This window comes from Kribbella sp. NPDC000426, from assembly GCF_040300265.1.
GTDB lineage: Bacteria > Actinomycetota > Actinomycetes > Propionibacteriales > Kribbellaceae > Kribbella.
This window is the reverse complement of the sequence record NZ_JBEPDK010000011.1, coordinates 29,810-46,290: the sequence shown is the minus strand read 5'-3', so window position 1 is coordinate 46,290 and position 16,481 is coordinate 29,810. Positions and strand designations below refer to the sequence as shown.

Below are 16,481 nucleotides of genomic sequence, written 5' to 3'. Positions count from 1 at the left end.
CACTCAGCAACCGTCCACCACACTGGGCAGAGCCACACAGGACGGAGCCACAGTTGGCAGTACTGCGCAGCGCGATCTCGAGGCTGCGTCGCGCCAGCGTGCGGAGCAGATCGACCGCGGCCGCAGTCGTGGTCGTCGCGGTCGCCATGGCCCTGGGCGCGGCCCTGCTGCTGCTCCTGTTGCAGCGAGCTCTCATCACCACGGTCTCCGACGCTGCGGACGGACGCGCGGCCGACGTCGCCTCACAGGTCTCACAGGAAGGTATCGGGGCACTCGGTATCGACCTCGCCAAGACGACCAGGGCCAGTCAGATCGTGCAGGTGCTGGACAGCTCCACGCGGGTGGTCGCCGCATCGTCGACCAGGGCCGAAACCACGGCGTTGACGCAGCTGCAGCCCCCTGCCGGTACGGTTCAGCGCTCAGAGGTGGGCGAGATGCCGCTGCTCGACGACGACCACGATTACCTCATCGTCGCGCGGGGCGTCGAGTACGGCGGCCGGCTGTACACGGTCGTGGTGGCGTCGTCGGTCGCGACCCAGCGGGCCACGGTTGCCACGGTGACGGAGTACCTCGCGATCGGCTTCCCGGTGCTGCTGCTCGTCGTCGCCGCGGCGGGCTGGATGCTCGCCGGCCGCGCGTTGCGACCGGTCGAGCGAATCCGCCGGCGGGTGCAGGGCATCGAATCCAGCGACCTGACCGAGCGCGTACCGGTGCCGCAGACCGACGACGAGATCGCCCGGCTGGCCGCGACCATGAACGCGATGCTCGATCGGCTGCAGGCCGGCCAGGCCACCCAGCGTGCCTTCGTCGCCGACGCCAGCCACGAACTCAGATCTCCGCTCGCCACGGTCGCGGCGGGCCTGGAGGTTATCGAGCCATCGGCGCGCGGGCAGGCCTGGGAGGAACTCCACGGGTTGATGAAGGGCGAGGCGGAGCGGATGGGCCGCCTCGTCGAGAACCTGCTCCTGCTCGCGAAAGCCGATGACGCGGCGCTCCCGATGCACCGTACCGACGTCGATCTGGACGACCTGGTCGACACGGAGATCCTGCGACTGCGGGAAGCGAAGCGGCTCACCGTGCTCGCCGACGTACAGCCGGTGCGGGTCGTCGGCGATCCGCTGCGGTTGAGTCAGGTGATCCGCAACCTCGTCGACAACGCCGCGACGGCCGCGCACAGCACGGTCCGGCTCAGCACGAGCGAGCACGACGGCACCGCGGTCGTCACCGTCGAGGACGACGGCGACGGGATCCCCGCCGACGATCGCCTCCGGGTCTTCGAACGCTTCGTCCGGCTGGACACCAGCCGGGCCCGGGCCAGCGGAGGCTCGGGCCTCGGCCTGTCGATCGTCCAGGAGATCATCAAGGCCCACCAGGGCACCGTCACCCTGACCCCTGCCACCACTGGCGGCACGACAGCCACCATCACGCTCCCCTTGCCCTAGCCCACCCCGAATCACCCGTCCCGGGGGACCAGACCGGCCCGCGGCCGCGGGACAGTAGGGGTGGGAACCGGCAAACGATCAGAGCACCGACATGACCGAGGCAGTCCGGAACGACGTACGGCCGTCCGCCACGGCCGGAGCGATCTACGGGACTATCGCGTCGATGGCGGTGGTTGCCGGCGGAGCACACAACACGAGTATCGGCCGGCTGCTGGCGGTGACCGTCCTGACGCTGGCGATCTTCTGGCTCGCCCACGTGTACGCCGAAGCCCTGGCTCACCACCTCACCGCGGCGAAGCGCCTCGACTGGCCGGCCGTGCGGAGGGCGATGGCCGAGGAGTGGCCGCTGGTGACCGGACCGCTGCCGGCCCTGGCGTTCCTCGCGCTCGGAGCCCTCGACGTCCTGCCGGACGATCGCGCGATCAGGCTGACCTTGTGGTGCGGGGTCGCGCAGCTCCTCGGCTGGGGCATCACGTTCGCCCGCCGGCAGCGCTGGGGCTGGTCGATGGCGTTGCTCACCGGCGCCCTCAACGCGACGTTCGGCATCGTCATCGTGATTCTCGAGGTTCTGATCCACTGACACGGTCCCGCCGTGCGACGGATGGCTGAGTATGCAGCAAGATGGCGCTATGGAGCAGGAGATTCTGGATCTGGCGCAGGACCTGGCCGAGATCGGGCGGCTGGTGGACGACGACGACGTGACCACGGTCCTGGATCGGTTCGTCCGGCGGGTGGTACTGAGCGTGCCCGAATGCGAGGAAGCCTCGATCACGGTGCTGACGCACGAGCGGCCCGAGATCATCGCGCGTCATCACAAGACCGCGGCCGACGTCGCCGAGCCGTCGCGGGCCGCGCTGGCCGAGCAGCTGTGCGCTCCTGGCGGACCGCTGCAGGAAACCCTGCTGTACGGCGAGCCGCGCCGGATCGGCGACCTGGCCGCCGACCACCGCTGGCCCGATTTCGACGCGGCCGCCATCAACGCCGGCTACCGCAGCTGCCTGTTCCTCCCGCTGCCGGCCGCGGCCAGCGGTGCGGCGGCATTCACCCTGTTCTCGGTCAAACCGGACGCGTTCGGCGCAACGTCGTACGACGTCGTCCTGCTGTTCGCGATGCACGCCGGCGTCGCGTTCGACAACATCACGCTGTACGACGACAGCACGCAACTGATCGAGCACCTACAGTCCGCGCTACAGACCCGGACGGTGATCGGGCAAGCCCAGGGCATCCTGATGCACCGCTACGACATCAGCTCCGACGTCGCGTTCGACGTCCTCAAACGCGGCTCGCAGGACCAGAACGTGAAGCTCAGGAACCTCTCGCTCGAACTCGTCGACGCCCAGCACACGGGCAACCTCACGCAAGCCCTCCAGCAGTACGGGCTGGGCCAGTGAGGCTGCGAACGAGGTGATTGAGTAGCACGGCGGCGCGGTCCGGGTCGTCGGCGACGGGGCCCAACGCGTCGTAGGTGACGAACGACGTCACGGCCGTCACGCCGGCGACCACGTCTGCCTCGTCGAAGGACGGCGCTGACTCCGCGGCGAGTCGTCGTACCAGACTCTGCAGCTGGTTGCCGCGCCATTCCTCGCGTTGCTGCAGGATCGACGCGACGTCGTGGTCGACGGCGGCCAGGCCGAACAGCGGTCGGAGCAGCTCCCGCTCGGAGTGCCAGAACAGACAGGTCCGCCGCACGATCGCGGCGCACGCTTCCCCGGCGCTCAGGTGCTGTGTGTCGGTCAGCAACTGGTCCATCCCGGCGCGGTCGACGAGGTCGGCCAGTACGGCGTCGAGCAGCCCGCGCTTCGACCGGACCTGGTTGTAGACCGTCACCCGGGTCACGCCCGCACCGTTGGCCACACCCTCGATCGTGAAGTGCTGCCAGTCCTGGGTCGCCAGCAGCTCCCGCGCGGCATCGATGATGCCGCGACGGGTTGCCGCCGTCGTGGCGGCACGCCGACCGGTGGTGGTCACAACCCACTCCTTCACTTGACACGCTGTACAGCGAATTACTATACAGGCTGTAAAGCGAAAGGAGGTCACCGATGCCCGACAAAGGACTGCTGATCGAGTTCGGCGGGCTGCCCGGGACCGGCAAGTCGACGCTGGCCCGGCTGCTCGCCCACGACACCAAGGCCGTCTGGCTACGCATCGACGAGATAGAAGGGGCGATGCGCCGCAACGGCCTGACTCCTGCGCAGACCGGCATCGCGGCGTACAGCGTGGCCCACGACGTCGCAACGAGCCATCTGCGACGTGGGCTGACGGTGATCGCGGACGCTGTCAATCCGGTCGCCGAAGCTCGTGATGGTTGGCGTCACCTGGCGGCGGAGGTCGACGCCGGCCATGTGGTCGTCGAGACCATGTGTCCCGACATCACCGAGCACCGCCGGCGCGTCGAGACCCGCAGCAGCGATCTGCCCGGCTGGACCTATCCCACCTGGGACGAGATGCGCGGGGTGATGACGGAGTACCAGCCCCGGGTCGGCGACCACCTGGTTCTCGACACCACCTGGCCGGTGGACCACACCTACCAGGAGCTGACGGCACACCTCAGTCGACGTACGGCGTGAGTCGGCCGCTGCGCTGAGCGGTCGTGAGGTCTCCGAGAGTGATGTTGTTTACCTCGCGCACATGTGGGGTGCTGGCAGTGTTGGGGGGCGGCTCTCACGATTGGTCGGGCTCTGGCGGTGCAGCCAGGGCCGGTCAATCTGTGAGGAGGAATCGTGATACGGAAACGCATCGCGGCCGCGGTCGTGGCGGCGGCGGCCGTCATCACCTCGGTGGTGGTCGTGAACGGCCGTACGGCGCCCGCGCAAGCGGCGGCCGGCGTGCCGGTCTTCGACCACATCGTGCTGGTGATGTTCGAGAACCACGCATACTCGCAGCTCAACGGGAGCTCCAGCGCCCCGACGTTCAACAGCCTGGCGGGCCAGGGCGCGAAGTTCACCCAGGCGTACGGCGTCACCCACCCCAGCCAACCCAACTACGCGGCCATGTTCTCCGGGTCGACGCAGGGCCTGACCAGCGACAGCTGTCCGCACACGTACAGCGGCAGCAACCTGGGCAAGCAGCTGATCGACGCCGGCAAGACCTTCAAGGGCTACTCCGAGAGCATGCCGTCCGACGGCTACACCGGCTGCTCGAGCGGCCAGTACCAGCGCAAGCACAACAGCTGGGTCAACTTCAGCAACGTGCCGGCGGCGAGCAACCTCCGGTACGCCGACTTCCCGAGCTCGGCCAACTACGCGAGCCTGCCGACCGTGTCGTTCGTGACGCCGAACATGTGCAACGACATGCACGACTGCTCGGTCGGCACCGGTGACACCTGGCTGAAGAACAACCTGACGGCGTACGCGACCTGGGCCAAGACCCACAACAGCCTGCTGATCATCACCTTCGACGAGGACAACGGCGGCTCGTCGAACCACATCTTCACCGCGTTCGTCGGCGCACACACCCAGGTCGGCACCTTCTCCAACCAGATCAACCACTACAACGTCCTCAGCACCATCGAGAGCTCCTACGGGCTGACGCACCTGAACTCGGCCGCGGCGATCACCAACGTCTGGAACTAGGCGTGTATCTGTCGACCATCAAGAACCCGCGCGGCGTGCACACGCCGCGCGGGCGCGCGCTGTTCCTGGTCAGCGGCAACGTTCTCGCGCTCGGCGCCGTCAGCCTGATCACCGACATCTCCGCGGAGATGGTGACCGCGGTGCTGCCGGTGTACCTGATGATCGGCCTGCACCTGAGCCCCACCGTGTACGGCGTGGTCGACGGCACCTACACCGGCGCGACCGCGCTGCTGCGACTCGTCGGCGGGTACGTCGCCGACCGGGCTCGCCGGCGCAAGTTCATCGCCGGTCTCGGCTACGGGCTGTCCGCGGTGGCCAAGCTCGGATTACTTGCCGCAGGCAACGCTGTCGGCGCGATCGGCGCGGTGATCGCGCTCGACCGGACCGGCAAGGGTCTGCGGACGGCGCCGCGCGACGCGCTGATCACGCTGTCGACCCCGCCCCGGTTGTACGGCCGCGCGTTCGGCGTACACCGGATGATGGACACGATCGGCGCGTTCGCCGGGCCGCTGGTCGCGCTAGGCATCCTGGCCGGCACCGCGCAGGCGTACGACGCGGTGTTCGTGGCCAGCTTCTGCATCGCGGCGTTCGGCGTACTCGTGCTGGTCCTGTTCGTGCGGGACCGCCGGGACGAACAGCCGCCGAAAAGCACGGTGGCTCCCTCGGCGTTGCGCGATCTCCTGCGGATCGCGCCGGTGCGGAGGACTGTGCTGGCTGCCTGCCTCGCCGGGCTGGTGACGATCGGCGACGGCTTCGTCTACCTGCTGCTGCAGCGACGCGAGGACATGAGTATCGGCTGGTTCCCGTTGCTTGCCGTGGGCACCAATCTGTCCTATCTGCTGCTGGCCGCACCACTGGGGGTGCTCGCCGACAAGATCGGCCGGCAGAAGGTGGTGATCGGCGGCTACCTCGCGCTGATGCTGGTGTATCTGCTGCTGTTCGGACCGCTCGGCGGCTGGCCGCTGCTGGTCGTCGTACTCGCCCTCTATGGCCTGTTCTACGCATCGACCGACGGAGTGTTGATCGCGCTGGCCGGACCGGTGCTCCCGAGCGGCGTCCGCACGACGGGGATCGCGCTGATCCAGACCGGGCAGGCATTGTCATACCTCGTGTCCTCGGTGCTGTTCGGACTGGCGTGGACGGCGTGGGGACCAGCCGCCGCGATCCGGATCGCGGCGGCGCTGGTCGCGGTCGCCGTACTCGCGGTTGCACTGCTGCTGCGCGGGATCCCGACGGAGCAGCCGGCATGACGCGGCGGATCGTGCTCGCGGTCGTCGGGGCGCTCGTGCTGGCGTCGGTCGCGATCGGGTACGGCGTACTGGCCTCGGCGCGTCAGCCCGGTGCTCCAGTCGCAAGCTCGTTGAGCCTGACCGGCGCGCGGATCATGTTCCGCAGTACCGCACCGGACAGCAAGGGGCACCTGGCCCTCGTCGCCAAGGACGATCCGGGTGGGCCGCGATCGGTCTCCGCGCTGAGCTGCCTGCGGGTCTACGCAGCCGGCGGCACCGGCACGTGCCTGCGGCAGGACGGTGCGCTCACCACGTTCCAGATCGCGATCCTGGACAAGAACCTGAACGTGCAAAAGGCGATCCCGCTGGTCGGCGTACCGAACCGGACCCGGGTCTCCGGCGACGGCCGCCTGGTGGCGTGGACCGTGTTCGTGGCGGGCGACTCGTACAACCACGGGCGGTTCTCCACCCGCTCCGGGCTCATCGACCTGAGCAGCGAGGACATGATCGACTCGCTCGAGTTCCTCTCCGTCACGCTCGACGGACACCCGTACACGGCCCCAGACCTGAACTTCTGGGGAATCACGTTCGCCGCCGACGACGACCACTTCTACGCCACGATGTCGACCGCCGGCCACCGCTACCTGGTCGAAGGCGACATCGCCGCCAAGTCGGTGCACACCATCGCCGAGAACGTCGAATGCCCGTCGCTGTCCCCCGACGGCAAACGCATCGCCTTCAAGTCGGCCATCGACGGAAACCCCGCGAAAGGATGGCGGTTGTCCGTCCTCGACCTGGCCACCGGCACCCGCACCCCACTCGCCGAGACCCGCAGCGTCGACGACCAGCCCGCCTGGCTCGACCCCGGCACCATCGCGTACGCCATCCCCCGCGGCCCCTCCGACTCCGACATCTGGTCCGTCCCCGCCAACGGCACAGACACCCCCCACCTACTAATCCCCCACGCCGAATCCCCCGCCGCCCTCAACTGACGTGGCGGCTTTGCGAGACTTCGGGGATGAGGGTGTTGTTGCGGGTGAAGCCGGGGGCTTCGCGGACGGCGGTTGGCGGGCGGTACGAAGGTGTGGGCGGGGTGGCGTTGGTCGTGGCGGTGGGGGCTCGGGCCGTGGAGGGGCGGGCTACCAAGGCGGTGCTGGTGGCGGTTGCTGAGGCGTTCGGCGTACGGCGGTCGGGCGTGCGGCTGGTGAGTGGGGCGACGAGCCGGGACAAGGTGGTGGAGGTCGAGGGCGAGGACGGCGTGATTCGGGAGCGGCTCGAGCGGCTGCTCGGATGAAGGGTGTGGAACAGTGGCGTCCATGGAGAATCGATCGGCGTCGGACCGCGTGGTGACCAAGACTGCTGCGGGCTCGGTGGCTGAGGTGGCGGCGCGGTTTCGGGGGATCCTCGAGGGCAAGGGGGTCATGGTGTTTGCCGTGATCGATCAGGCGGCCGCGGCGCAGACGGTCGGGCTGAGCCTGCGGGACACCGTGCTGATCGTCTTCGGCAACCCGGCGGCGGGTACTCCGGTGATGGCGGCCGCGCCACTGGCCGGACTCGATCTTCCGTTGAAGGTGCTGATCTGGGACGACGACGGGGTGACGCGGATCAGCTACTACTCGCCCGCGAGCATCGCCGAGCGCCACCACCTCGAGCCGGCTACGGCTGCCGGGCTGTCCGCGATCGACGTACTGACGGACGCCGCCATCAAGAGCTGAGCGTCAGTCGCGGCGCTTCTGGACCAGCCAGCCGGCTCCGACGCCGAGGATCAGCAGGATGAGCATGCAGAGCCACAACGGCGTCCTGATGTTCCAGAAGAACACGGTGATGTTGGTTTCGTCCTGGTTCTGCAGGGCGAAGACCAGAGCCAGCACCATCACGACGCCGGCGCCGATCTGCTTGGGCGACGGCCGCCAGCCCCGCTTCTTCTCGCCCGTGGCCTGAGTGTCACTCATGGATCCATAGCAGCACGGCCATCTTCGGTGTCAAGGCAGACATGCCTATCAGAGACAGTGTTGTGTCCGGGATGAGCGTCAGGCAAGGATCGGGAGCAGGGCGAGGATCGGGGCTCCGAGGGTGCCGAGGAAATGCGCGAGTGTGCGGATGGGCGCGACGAGGGCGGAGCCGGCCGAGGCTAGTGAGCCTGCGGCAAGGAGCAGGCGGGTCAAGCGTTCGAGTCTCGGGGCGATCCGGGCGCGGTCGGGCTTCGGCTGGCGCAGGCCGGACTCGACGTCGCCGAGTTCCTTCTCCGCCGCGACAGACGTCGCCGGGTCGAGCGGCGTGGCGCGGACGCCGTCCCGCAGCTGAGCGAACGCCTGCCAGGCCTGCTCCGGCGTCACCACGATCCCGGTCTGGCCGCCGGTGATGTGCTGATCCCGGCCGACGTTGTTGATGTTGGCGGCGTTCTGATTACCGATGTTGAAAGTCATCGCGATTCATCTCATCAGCTGGGGTGGCGGCAGCTCCCGGTCGACCCGGCGGCGGCGCGAGGTGGCCACGATGTGCAGGACGATCCCGGCGATGATCAGCAGTACGCCGACCAGGTTCACCAGGCCGCCGACCGCGAAGACCAGGAAGCCGCTGAAGTCGTCCGTCGTGGGCATCGAGGCGGACGAGAAGTTGACGATCTGACCGAAGTACTTGTACCAACCGACCACGGCAATCCCGAGGCCGACCACGAACACCAGGACGCCGACCCAGATCAGCCCGCGCGCCCTCGTCCTGGTCGCAGCAATCTCGCGGAAGAAGTTCTCCCGCTGCTGGATGAGGTACTGGTCCCGCCCGATGTTGTTGATCGTGTTCGCGCGCTGCTCGCCGACGTCGTACCGGACGGCTGTCGGCGCCCCCTCGCCGGCGCTGTAGCGAAGCTGCAGATCGGCCAGCCGGACTCGGTCCCCCGGATACAACCGGCGCGGCAGCGTGACTGGCTCCTCGTTCACGAACGTGCCGCCGGCCGAGCCCAGATCCTCGAGGTAGTCCGCACCGCCGCGCTGCCAGAGCGCGGCATGCGTGCGGCTCAGGTACGGGTCCTCGAACCGCACGTCGCAGTTCGGCAACCGGCCCACCGTCAGGTGGGCACCGGTCAGGTTGATCCGCCGCCCTTCCTGCGACCCCGTCTCGACCACGAGGTACGGCGTACTCGCTGTATCACTCATCGTCCGCCCCTACAATCAGGAAACCACTCCCCCTGAACCACGACAACCCTCCGCGACCGCGGCAGTGAATGACGCCGGGTACCGGCCAGCCACCTGACGACCTCGAGACGGAGGCGCTTGATGTACGACGTATTGGTGCTCGTCGAGGATGAACTCAGCGAGGCAGACGCCGGGCGGCTGGCTGAGCTGTACCGGGGTACGGCGGATCCGGTCAGGTTCCATGTGGTGATTCCGTGTGAGGACGCCGAGGCGCAGATCGAAGCGTCCCTGGCGGGGATGGCGGGGACCGAACCGTTCGGGACGGTCGGGCCCCGGTACATGCCGCAGGAGGACGATGAGATCCACCACGCTGCGGACGAGGCCCAACGGGCCGTGGACGCCGCCGCAACCGCCGCGATGGAACGCAGCGTCGAGCGGCTCCGGTCGCTGGACCGGGAGGCCGAGGGCATCATCACCCGCCGGCCGCCGGTCGACGAGCTCGTCGACCGCATCCGGCGCGTTCATGGCCAGGAGGTCGTCATCCTCACCCGGTCGCACGTCGTCGCCCAACTACTCCATGTCGACTGGTCCGCGCAGGCCCGCCGCCACCTCGGCGTACCCGTCCTGCATCTACTCGAGTACGGCGACGACTAGAACGGCCGCCCGCAGATCGCGAGGCGGCTCAGAGGACGTAGAAGCCGGTGACCACTGTCGGGAGCAGGCCGACAACCAGCCAGAGAGATTTCAAGGAGCGTTGGAAGATCGCGAGGATGCCGGCGGCGGTGAGGACTCCGATGACGCCCGACATCAGCCACAGGCCGACGCCCCGCCCGTACTCCTTCTCCGCCACACCGATGCTGTAGACGGCCAGCGTGATCGCCGGGACGCTGCCGACGTGGAACAGGATGACCGAGGCGACCCAACGCTGGACGGTCTCGATCTTCATGGGTTTCGGTGTTCTGCGGCGCATGTCTCTATCGTAGCCGAATGATTAGTGTACGAACTATGTGGCGTTGGCCTCTTTGGCGGCCGCGATCACCTTGGTCAGTTCCTGGTGGAGATGCTGCAGCTCGGACACCTCCATCCCCAGCCGGCTGACGATCGCCGCCGGGATCTTCTGGGCCTCGTTCCGCAGCCGCCAGCCCGCCGGCGTCAGCGTCACCGCGAGCGACCGCTCGTCCGTCCGCGCCCGCGGGCGCTCGACGTACCCGGTCGCCTCCAGCCGCTTCAGCAACGGCGACAACGTCGCAGGCTCCAACTGCAGCAGCCTACTCAGCTCCTTCACCGACAGCGGTGCGTGCTGCCACAATGCCAGCATCACCAAGTACTGCGGGTGCGTCAGCCCCATCGGCTCGAGCAACGGCCGGTACACCGCAATCACAGTCCGCGAGGCCACCGCCAACGCAAAACACACCTGATTCTCCAGCTCCAGCGGATCGATATCGCCGAAGTCAGCCACCGGAACCTCCATCAGAACGTCGTCCCACCCAGACTAACGCATCTCACTAATCATTAGCCCACTAACCGAGGCCTCCATCAATCGTCACGCGAAAGGAGTAGCATCGGTGTTCGATAATTGACGAACACCGAGAGGATCTCAGTATGCGCGCCCTGAGCTTCGAGCAGCCGGCTCCTGATACCAGCGCTACCCGCGTCGTGGAGGTTGAGGTGCCGGGGCCGGGACCGGGTGAGGTGACGATCGACGTGCAGGCGGCCGGGATCAACTTCATCGATGTGATGGCGCGGCGGGGGGATCCGGCGTACGCGAGCGGTTGGCCGTTTGTTCCGGGGCTGGAGGCGGCCGGGACGGTGAGAGAGCTCGGCGCTGGGGTCGTGGGACCGCCTGTGGGTACGCCGGTTGCCGCGTTCACGCGGTCGGGTGGGCTGGCGGAGGTGGTCCGGGTTCGTGCCGAGCTGGTGGTGCCGATCCCTGATGGTGTGTCGTTCGAGCAGGCGGCTGTTGCCCCGGGCACCTTTACCACCGCGGCGCTGCTGGTGCAGCAATCCGGGCGGCTGCGCGCAGGCGAGACTCTGCTGATGCAGTCGGCCGCGGGCGGGGTCGGGCAGGCGGTTGCCGCCTGGGCGCGGCGTGGCGGCGCGAAGACGCTCGTCGGAGTCGTCGGCAGCCCGGCCCGCGTGGCCGCCGCCGAGAAGAGCGGGTACGACGTCGTACTCACTCGCGGAGCTGATCTGACCGACCGCGTCCGCGAGGTGACGGGCGGCCGCGGTGTCGACGTGATCCTCGATTCACAGGGGACCGAGCAGGTGGACGCCGACCTCGACATGCTCGCCGCGGGAGGTCGGGTCGTGTTGTTCGGCAACGCGGGCGGAGCGCCGATCGACGCCTTGCCACAGCCCGGACGGCTCTTCGCGGGCAACGCGTCGATCGGCGGCTTCAGCATGAGCGCCATGTCCGTGAACGCTCCCGAGCTCATCGGTGCCGCCTTGAGCGAAGTACTCGAGCTTGTCGCCGGGGGACAGCTCACCCTCGACTTCACCACGATCGACGGCCTCGCGTCCGCGGCAGACGCGCAACAGGCCCTGGCCGAGGGGCGAGGCGCCGGCAAGTACGTCGTACGCCTCTAGCTCAGCCCTAGTTCGGGGCGAGCGGGTTGCCCTGGGCGGTCGGGGTCGGCGTGTTCGTCGGGGGCGTGCTCGAAGGCGTGCTGGACGGCGTGGGCGACGGTGAGTTCGACGGCGTACTGCGGGTGGGCGTGGGAGTCGGGCTGCTCGACGGCGGTGTGTTGGACGGCGTCGGGCTGGTTGAGGGGGTGTTGGTCGGAGTCGCGCTCGGCGTGGGGGTCGGTGACGGCGAGGTGGTCTGGGACGGCGTCGACTGGGTCGGCTGGGTCGGTTCGGACTGGGTCGGAGCAGTCGTGGACGACGGCGTGGTCGGCTGCGACGTCGGCGTACCGCTGGTCGCGCCCGGCTGCGGACCGACGTCGGTCGTCGGGGGTTTCACCCCGTTGTCGTTGAGCAGGACCAGGGCCAGTACGGCGCCCGCCGTGGCCAGCAGAGCGATCGCGCCGGCGATCAACGTCATCCGCCGATCGCGTTGCGCCTGCGATGTCGCCGGTCGGGCAACAACAGGCTCGGCGACCGGGACCGGGGCCGTGCCGGGAGCTGTGACGGGCATGGGCGTGGTCGCGGCGACCGGCGTGGTGGCGCTCAACGCGCCCGCCTCGATCTCGGCGGCGGTCGGGCGGTCGGCCGGGTCCTTCGCGAGCATCTGGAGCAGGACCTGCTCGAACGCGCCGGCGAGCTCGGGCCGCTCAAGACTCGGCGGAGCCGGATCGGCGTCGACGTGCTGGTACAGGATCGCCGTCGGATGTTCTCCGGTGAACGGAGGCCGGCCGGTCACCAGTTGGTAGAGCACACAACCAAGCGCGTACACATCGGCCGGTTTGCCCGCCTGTCCGCCCTGGGCCCGCTCGGGAGCGAGGTACTGCGCGCTGCCGATGATCTGGCCGGTCCCCGTCAGCGTGCTCGCGCCCTCGCCCGGCAGGTGGGCGATGCCGAAGTCGGCGACCTTGATCGTCCCGTCGGTCGAGATCAGCAGGTTGCTCGGCTTCACGTCCCGATGGACGACGTCCTCCCGGTGCGCCGCGGCCAGACCGGCGGCGCTCTGCTCGACGATCTCGATCGCGCGGTCCTTGGACAGCGGCCCGTGCTCGGCGAGCTCGTCGGCGACCGACCCGCCCTCGACCAGCTCCATGACCAGGAAGAACCCGTCGTCGTGCTGGCCGAAGTCGTACACGGCCACCACATGGCCGTCGTTCAGGCGCGCGGCGGCGCGGGCCTCGCGGTGGAACCGCTCGGCCGCGCGTGGATCGCGGTCGGACCGCAGCAGCAGCTTGACCGCGACCTCGCGCCCGAGCTGCTCGTCCGTACCGCGAAAGACCTCCCCCATGCCGCCCCGGCCGAGAGAGGAACCCAATCTGTACCGCTTTGCTACAAACACCCTCACACCCGTACCCACGGCCACACCCGGCAACCCGTGCGCCTCGTCGTGACAAATGACCCAGTTCATCATGACAAACGGGCCAAGCCCGGCCCTGTCGAGTCGCTAGGTTCTTGCTGTGACCACTGACACCACGGCCAGTAGCCCGATCGCTCCCCCCACTTTCGGTCCACGTCTGCCCTTGCTGACCGGCGCGGTGTTCCTGGTCACCCTCGCCTGCGGAATCGCCCAACTGGCACACCGCCCGCTGTACGACGCCGTCGTCCGCGACGCCGCGCACATCGACAACGGCCAGTGGTACCGCTTGGTCACGGCCATGTTCTTCCAGGACGGCTGGGCGCCGGGCCTGGTCTCGAACCTGATCCTGCTGGCAATCTTCGGCACCATCGCCGAACGCGCGTTCGGCCGGTGGCGGTGGGCGATCCTGTACTTCGTCTGCGGCTGGTTCGGCCAGCTGATGAGCTACCTGTGGCTCAACCCGGTCGGCGCCGGCAACTCCATGTGCGTCGCCGGCCTCGCCGGAGGCCTGTCCACCTTCATCCTGCTGTCATCGCGGCGCTACGGCTTCACTCCCCCGCTCCAGCTGCGCATCACCGCGTTCATCATCCCCGCCCTCGCCATCGTCAGCACCGCCCTCCACGACAACCACGGCCTCCCCTGCCTCCTCGGCATGCTCCTCGCCTACTTCCTTCTCCCCACCTCTCAGTCCTCCGGGGATTAGTCGTCGAGTGGGTTTGCGGCGACGCGGTCGGCGAGGCCGGAGCGGACCGCGCGGGCAGCGGAGCTGTCGACCTTCCGGTCGGCCTGGGCCTGGAAGCAGGCGAGGAACTCTGCGGAAAGCCCGAGCCTCGGGAACTCCCGCAGTACGTCGGCGCGGAAGGCGGGACTGAAGTCGTCGGCGTCTTTGCCCACGATGTCGAGCGCCGCCGCCCGCGAGATCAGATGGCCTTCGGGATCGGCGGTCACGTCCACGTCGGGCACCATGTGCCGGACGATCACCTCGCCGAGGCGTTCGCGGCGCTCGCTCGGCCAGCCGGCGCCGGCGGCGAAGACCCGGGCGACGTGACCGCCGGCCTCCTCGAACGAGACGGTGTGGCTGTCGAACACCGGCACCAGCGCGATGTCGTGGAACATCGATGCCGCGAACAACAGTTCGGCGTCGTGCTCGATGCCGTGCTGCTCGCCGTACGCGGCCGCCCACAGGTAGACGCGGCGCGAGTGGCTCAGCATCGCGGCCGACAGGTAGCCGGAGGCAACTTCCAACGCCGCCGCCGAGGCAGCCGTGGCCGGAATCACCAGGTCCTTCGTACTGATCATGCTTCGACGGTATGGCGGAAAGACTCCGATCGCTGGTCCAATCCGACATCATGAACGTGGGCCACCGTTCACACCCGAAAGGACCGTCATGCGTGCCATCACAGCCACGGATCGAGCAGCCGGCGTCGACGGGTTGTCGCTGACCGAGCTGGCGTACCCGCACGCCGCCGAGAACGACGTCATCGTGCAGGTGCACGCGGCCGGCTTCACCCGCGGCGAGCTGGACTGGCCGGGGACGTGGACCGACCGCGCCGGACGCGACCGCACGCCGACCGTCCCCGGCCACGAACTGTCGGGTGTGGTCGCCGAGCTCGGCTACGGCACCACCGGGCTGACGGTCGGCCAGCGGGTCTTCGGGCTGGCCGACTGGACCCGCAACGGGACTCTCGCCGAGTACGTCGCCGTCGAGGCGCGCAACCTCGCCCCGCTGCCCACCGAGGTCGACCACGTCGCAGCAGCCGCGCTGCCGATCTCCGGGCTGACCGCTTGGCAGGGACTGTACGACCACGCACATCTGCAGCCGGGCCAGTCCGTCCTCGTCCACGGAGTCGCCGGCGCCGTCGGATCCGTCGTCGCGCAGCTCGCTCGTGAGACCGGGGCACACATCATCGGCACCGGCCGGGCCGCCGACCGCGCCGCGGCCGCCGAGCTGGGCGTGCATGAGTTCCTCGACCTCGGCAGCGAGCGCCTCGAGGACGCCGGCCAGGTCGACGTGGTCTTCGACGTGATCGGCGGCGAGATCCGCGACCGCTCCACCGAGCTGGTCCGCGCCGGCGGGACCCTGATCACGATCCCGGATCCGCCCGCGATGCACCCCACCGGCGGCCGGGCCGTCTTCTTCGTCGTGGAACCCGACCGCGGACAGCTGACCCGACTCGTCAACCGCGTCCGCGAGGGCCGCCTGGTCCCGCTCGTCACGACCGTCCGCCCGTTGTCCGAGGCGCCCGCCGCCTTCACCGAGCGCGGCCGGACGATCCTCACCTCGACCGGGCTGTGACTGCAGTGGGATCGTGCTGAGATGACGAAAGACGGGCGGTTGCCGAAGAAGATCTACGAGCGGGAGCTGCTGCGGCTCCAGGCCGAGCTGGTCAAGCTGCAGGAGTGGGTCCGGGTCGAGGGCGCTCGCGTCGTGGTGATCTTCGAAGGGCGCGACGCGGCCGGCAAAGGCAGCACGATCAAGCGGGTCACGGAGTACCTGAATCCCCGCGTCGCGCGGATCGTCGCGCTGCCCGCGCCGACCGAGCGGCAGCGGACCGAGTGGTACTTCCAGCGGTACGTCGAACACCTGCCGGCCGCCGGTGAGATCGCGCTGTTCGACCGCAGCTGGTACAACCGCGCCGGCGTCGAGCGGGTGATGGGGTTCTGCACGAATCAGGAGTACGCCCGGTTCCTGCATCAGTGCCCGATCTTCGAGCGGTTGCTGGTCGAGGACGGCATCGTGCTGCGCAAGTACTGGTTCTCGGTCAGCGACAGCGAGCAGGAGAACCGGTTCCGCAGCCGTCTCGAGGACCCGATGCGACGCTGGAAGCTGTCGCCGATGGACCTGGAGTCGATCACCCGCTGGGAGGACTACTCGCGCGCCAAGGACGAGATGTTCGTCCACACCGACATCCCCGAGGCGCCGTGGCACGTGGTGGAGAGCGAGGACAAGCGGTCTGCGCGGATCAACATGATCGCCCACCTGCTCTCGACCATCCAGTACCACGAGGTCCAGAGGCTGCCGCTCGACCTGCCGCCGAGGCCGCCGTCCAAGGGGTACGAACGCCCGCCCCGCGACATGCAGGCCCAGGTCCCCGACCACGCCGCCGAACTGCGCCGCTGACGGCACC

22 protein-coding genes are annotated in these 16,481 nt (G+C 68.8%); 14 read left to right on the top strand and 8 right to left on the bottom strand.

The annotated features are described in order from the left end of the window. Window positions 1–53 precede the first annotated feature (53 nt). From ABT313_RS41235 to ABT313_RS41225, 3 genes are all read left to right on the top strand, one after another. Window positions 54–1,442: a sensor histidine kinase gene (locus tag ABT313_RS41235; protein ID WP_350865959.1), complete on the top strand. Its 1,389-nt coding sequence runs from the start codon at window positions 54–56 to the stop codon at window positions 1,440–1,442. Between the two features lie 91 nt (window positions 1,443–1,533). Beyond that, on the top strand, window positions 1,534–2,022 hold the full coding sequence (locus ABT313_RS41230; protein WP_350865957.1) for a hypothetical protein: 489 nt from the start codon (window positions 1,534–1,536) through the stop codon (window positions 2,020–2,022). Window positions 2,023–2,071: 49 nt separating this feature from the next. Then, a complete protein-coding gene (locus ABT313_RS41225) occupies window positions 2,072–2,833 on the top strand; it encodes a GAF and ANTAR domain-containing protein (protein ID WP_350865956.1) in 762 nt (253 codons plus the stop codon). Here the strand turns inward: ABT313_RS41225 and ABT313_RS41220 are convergent. Beyond that, entirely contained in the window at window positions 2,796–3,410 is a 615-nt protein-coding gene (locus ABT313_RS41220; RefSeq protein ID WP_350865954.1) for a TetR/AcrR family transcriptional regulator, read from the bottom strand. The two genes, ABT313_RS41225 and ABT313_RS41220, sit on opposite strands and share 38 nt — an antisense overlap. A 71-nt stretch (window positions 3,411–3,481) precedes the next feature. Between ABT313_RS41220 and ABT313_RS41215 the strand changes: the two genes are divergently transcribed. The 6 genes from ABT313_RS41215 to ABT313_RS41190 all read left to right on the top strand — a co-directional run bounded on the left by ABT313_RS41215 (window position 3,482) and on the right by ABT313_RS41190 (window position 7,958). After that, a complete protein-coding gene (locus tag ABT313_RS41215; protein ID WP_350865952.1) occupies window positions 3,482–4,009 on the top strand; it encodes a P-loop nucleotide/nucleoside kinase family protein in 528 nt (175 codons plus the stop codon). A 153-nt stretch (window positions 4,010–4,162) separates the two neighbouring features. Then, window positions 4,163–5,014: an alkaline phosphatase family protein gene (locus ABT313_RS41210; protein WP_350865951.1), complete on the top strand. Its 852-nt coding sequence runs from the start codon at window positions 4,163–4,165 to the stop codon at window positions 5,012–5,014. A 2-nt stretch (window positions 5,015–5,016) separates the two neighbouring features. Beyond that, window positions 5,017–6,264 carry an MFS transporter gene (locus ABT313_RS41205; protein ID WP_350865949.1) on the top strand — a complete coding sequence of 416 codons (1,248 nt, stop codon included), beginning with the start codon at window positions 5,017–5,019 and terminating at the stop codon, window positions 6,262–6,264. Further along, window positions 6,261–7,235 carry a TolB family protein gene (locus ABT313_RS41200; RefSeq protein WP_350865947.1) on the top strand — a complete coding sequence of 325 codons (975 nt, stop codon included), beginning with the start codon at window positions 6,261–6,263 and terminating at the stop codon, window positions 7,233–7,235. The genes ABT313_RS41205 and ABT313_RS41200 overlap by 4 nt, the downstream gene beginning before the upstream one ends. Window positions 7,236–7,261: 26 nt before the next feature. Then, complete coding sequence (locus ABT313_RS41195; RefSeq protein WP_350865945.1) at window positions 7,262–7,537, top strand: DUF167 domain-containing protein; 276 nt, start codon at window positions 7,262–7,264, stop codon at window positions 7,535–7,537. A gap of 22 nt (window positions 7,538–7,559) precedes the next feature. Then, entirely contained in the window at window positions 7,560–7,958 is a 399-nt protein-coding gene (locus ABT313_RS41190; protein ID WP_350865943.1) for a DUF302 domain-containing protein, read from the top strand. 3 nt (window positions 7,959–7,961) lie between these two features. Here the strand turns inward: ABT313_RS41190 and ABT313_RS41185 are convergent, their stop codons facing one another. The 3 genes from ABT313_RS41185 to ABT313_RS41175 form a co-directional block, all read right to left on the bottom strand. After that, window positions 7,962–8,195, bottom strand: a complete 234-nt coding sequence (locus ABT313_RS41185) for a LapA family protein (RefSeq protein ID WP_350865941.1) — start codon at window positions 8,193–8,195, stop codon at window positions 7,962–7,964. A gap of 78 nt (window positions 8,196–8,273) precedes the next feature. Beyond that, on the bottom strand, window positions 8,274–8,669 hold the full coding sequence (locus tag ABT313_RS41180; RefSeq protein WP_350865939.1) for a hypothetical protein: 396 nt from the start codon (window positions 8,667–8,669) through the stop codon (window positions 8,274–8,276). 6 nt (window positions 8,670–8,675) lie between these two features. Then, window positions 8,676–9,395 carry an FHA domain-containing protein gene (locus ABT313_RS41175; protein ID WP_350865937.1) on the bottom strand — a complete coding sequence of 240 codons (720 nt, stop codon included), beginning with the start codon at window positions 9,393–9,395 and terminating at the stop codon, window positions 8,676–8,678. 120 nt (window positions 9,396–9,515) lie between these two features. On the opposite strand from ABT313_RS41175, the gene ABT313_RS41170 reads away from it, so the two are divergent. Further along, the gene (locus ABT313_RS41170) at window positions 9,516–10,028 is read left to right on the top strand and encodes a hypothetical protein (RefSeq protein ID WP_350865935.1); all 513 of its coding nucleotides are present in this window, start codon (window positions 9,516–9,518) and stop codon (window positions 10,026–10,028) included. A gap of 28 nt (window positions 10,029–10,056) precedes the next feature. Here the strand turns inward: ABT313_RS41170 and ABT313_RS41165 are convergent, their stop codons facing one another. Beyond that, complete coding sequence (locus ABT313_RS41165) at window positions 10,057–10,344, bottom strand: hypothetical protein (protein WP_350865933.1); 288 nt, start codon at window positions 10,342–10,344, stop codon at window positions 10,057–10,059. A gap of 33 nt (window positions 10,345–10,377) precedes the next feature. Beyond that, window positions 10,378–10,833 (bottom strand): MarR family winged helix-turn-helix transcriptional regulator, encoded by a 456-nt coding sequence (locus tag ABT313_RS41160; RefSeq protein WP_350865931.1) that lies wholly within the window; start codon window positions 10,831–10,833, stop codon window positions 10,378–10,380. A gap of 143 nt (window positions 10,834–10,976) precedes the next feature. Here ABT313_RS41160 and ABT313_RS41155 point away from each other — a divergent pair, with 143 nt between their 5' ends. After that, entirely contained in the window at window positions 10,977–11,960 is a 984-nt protein-coding gene (locus tag ABT313_RS41155) for a quinone oxidoreductase family protein (RefSeq protein ID WP_350865930.1), read from the top strand. Between the two features lie 7 nt (window positions 11,961–11,967). On the opposite strand, the gene ABT313_RS41150 is transcribed toward ABT313_RS41155, so the two are convergent. Continuing rightward, a complete protein-coding gene (locus tag ABT313_RS41150) occupies window positions 11,968–13,335 on the bottom strand; it encodes a serine/threonine-protein kinase (protein ID WP_350865928.1) in 1,368 nt (455 codons plus the stop codon). Window positions 13,336–13,453: 118 nt separating this feature from the next. On the opposite strand from ABT313_RS41150, the gene ABT313_RS41145 reads away from it, so the two are divergent. After that, a complete protein-coding gene (locus ABT313_RS41145; RefSeq protein WP_350865926.1) occupies window positions 13,454–14,056 on the top strand; it encodes a rhomboid family intramembrane serine protease in 603 nt (200 codons plus the stop codon). On the opposite strand, the gene ABT313_RS41140 is transcribed toward ABT313_RS41145, so the two are convergent. Continuing rightward, window positions 14,053–14,652: an HD domain-containing protein gene (locus tag ABT313_RS41140; RefSeq protein ID WP_350865924.1), complete on the bottom strand. Its 600-nt coding sequence runs from the start codon at window positions 14,650–14,652 to the stop codon at window positions 14,053–14,055. The genes ABT313_RS41145 and ABT313_RS41140 overlap by 4 nt on opposite strands. Before the next feature lie 88 nt (window positions 14,653–14,740). Here ABT313_RS41140 and ABT313_RS41135 point away from each other — a divergent pair, with 88 nt between their 5' ends. Beyond that, a complete protein-coding gene (locus ABT313_RS41135; protein ID WP_350865923.1) occupies window positions 14,741–15,649 on the top strand; it encodes an NADP-dependent oxidoreductase in 909 nt (302 codons plus the stop codon). A 21-nt stretch (window positions 15,650–15,670) separates the two neighbouring features. Further along, entirely contained in the window at window positions 15,671–16,474 is an 804-nt protein-coding gene (ppk2, locus tag ABT313_RS41130) for a polyphosphate kinase 2 (protein ID WP_350865921.1), read from the top strand. Window positions 16,475–16,481: the final 7 nt, after the last annotated feature.

Bases quoted from the DNA above. Each gene is read 5' to 3' on its own strand.
- ABT313_RS41175 (WP_350865937.1), bottom strand. From the start codon at position 9,395: ATGAGTGATACAGCGAGTACGCCGTACCTCGTGGTCGAGACGGGGTCG.
- ABT313_RS41200 (WP_350865947.1), top strand. From the start codon at position 6,261: ATGACGCGGCGGATCGTGCTCGCGGTCGTCGGGGCGCTCGTGCTGGCG.
- ppk2 (WP_350865921.1), top strand. From the start codon at position 15,671: ATGACGAAAGACGGGCGGTTGCCGAAGAAGATCTACGAGCGGGAGCTG.
- ABT313_RS41180 (WP_350865939.1), bottom strand. From the start codon at position 8,669: ATGACTTTCAACATCGGTAATCAGAACGCCGCCAACATCAACAACGTC.
- ABT313_RS41195 (WP_350865945.1), top strand. From the start codon at position 7,262: ATGAGGGTGTTGTTGCGGGTGAAGCCGGGGGCTTCGCGGACGGCGGTT.
- ABT313_RS41230 (WP_350865957.1), top strand. From the start codon at position 1,534: ATGACCGAGGCAGTCCGGAACGACGTACGGCCGTCCGCCACGGCCGGA.
- ABT313_RS41155 (WP_350865930.1), top strand. From the start codon at position 10,977: ATGCGCGCCCTGAGCTTCGAGCAGCCGGCTCCTGATACCAGCGCTACC.
- ABT313_RS41185 (WP_350865941.1), bottom strand. From the start codon at position 8,195: ATGAGTGACACTCAGGCCACGGGCGAGAAGAAGCGGGGCTGGCGGCCG.
- ABT313_RS41170 (WP_350865935.1), top strand. From the start codon at position 9,516: ATGTACGACGTATTGGTGCTCGTCGAGGATGAACTCAGCGAGGCAGAC.
- ABT313_RS41190 (WP_350865943.1), top strand. From the start codon at position 7,560: ATGGAGAATCGATCGGCGTCGGACCGCGTGGTGACCAAGACTGCTGCG.
- ABT313_RS41135 (WP_350865923.1), top strand. From the start codon at position 14,741: ATGCGTGCCATCACAGCCACGGATCGAGCAGCCGGCGTCGACGGGTTG.
- ABT313_RS41225 (WP_350865956.1), top strand. From the start codon at position 2,072: ATGGAGCAGGAGATTCTGGATCTGGCGCAGGACCTGGCCGAGATCGGG.
- ABT313_RS41165 (WP_350865933.1), bottom strand. From the start codon at position 10,344: ATGCGCCGCAGAACACCGAAACCCATGAAGATCGAGACCGTCCAGCGT.
- ABT313_RS41215 (WP_350865952.1), top strand. From the start codon at position 3,482: ATGCCCGACAAAGGACTGCTGATCGAGTTCGGCGGGCTGCCCGGGACC.
- ABT313_RS41140 (WP_350865924.1), bottom strand. From the start codon at position 14,652: ATGATCAGTACGAAGGACCTGGTGATTCCGGCCACGGCTGCCTCGGCG.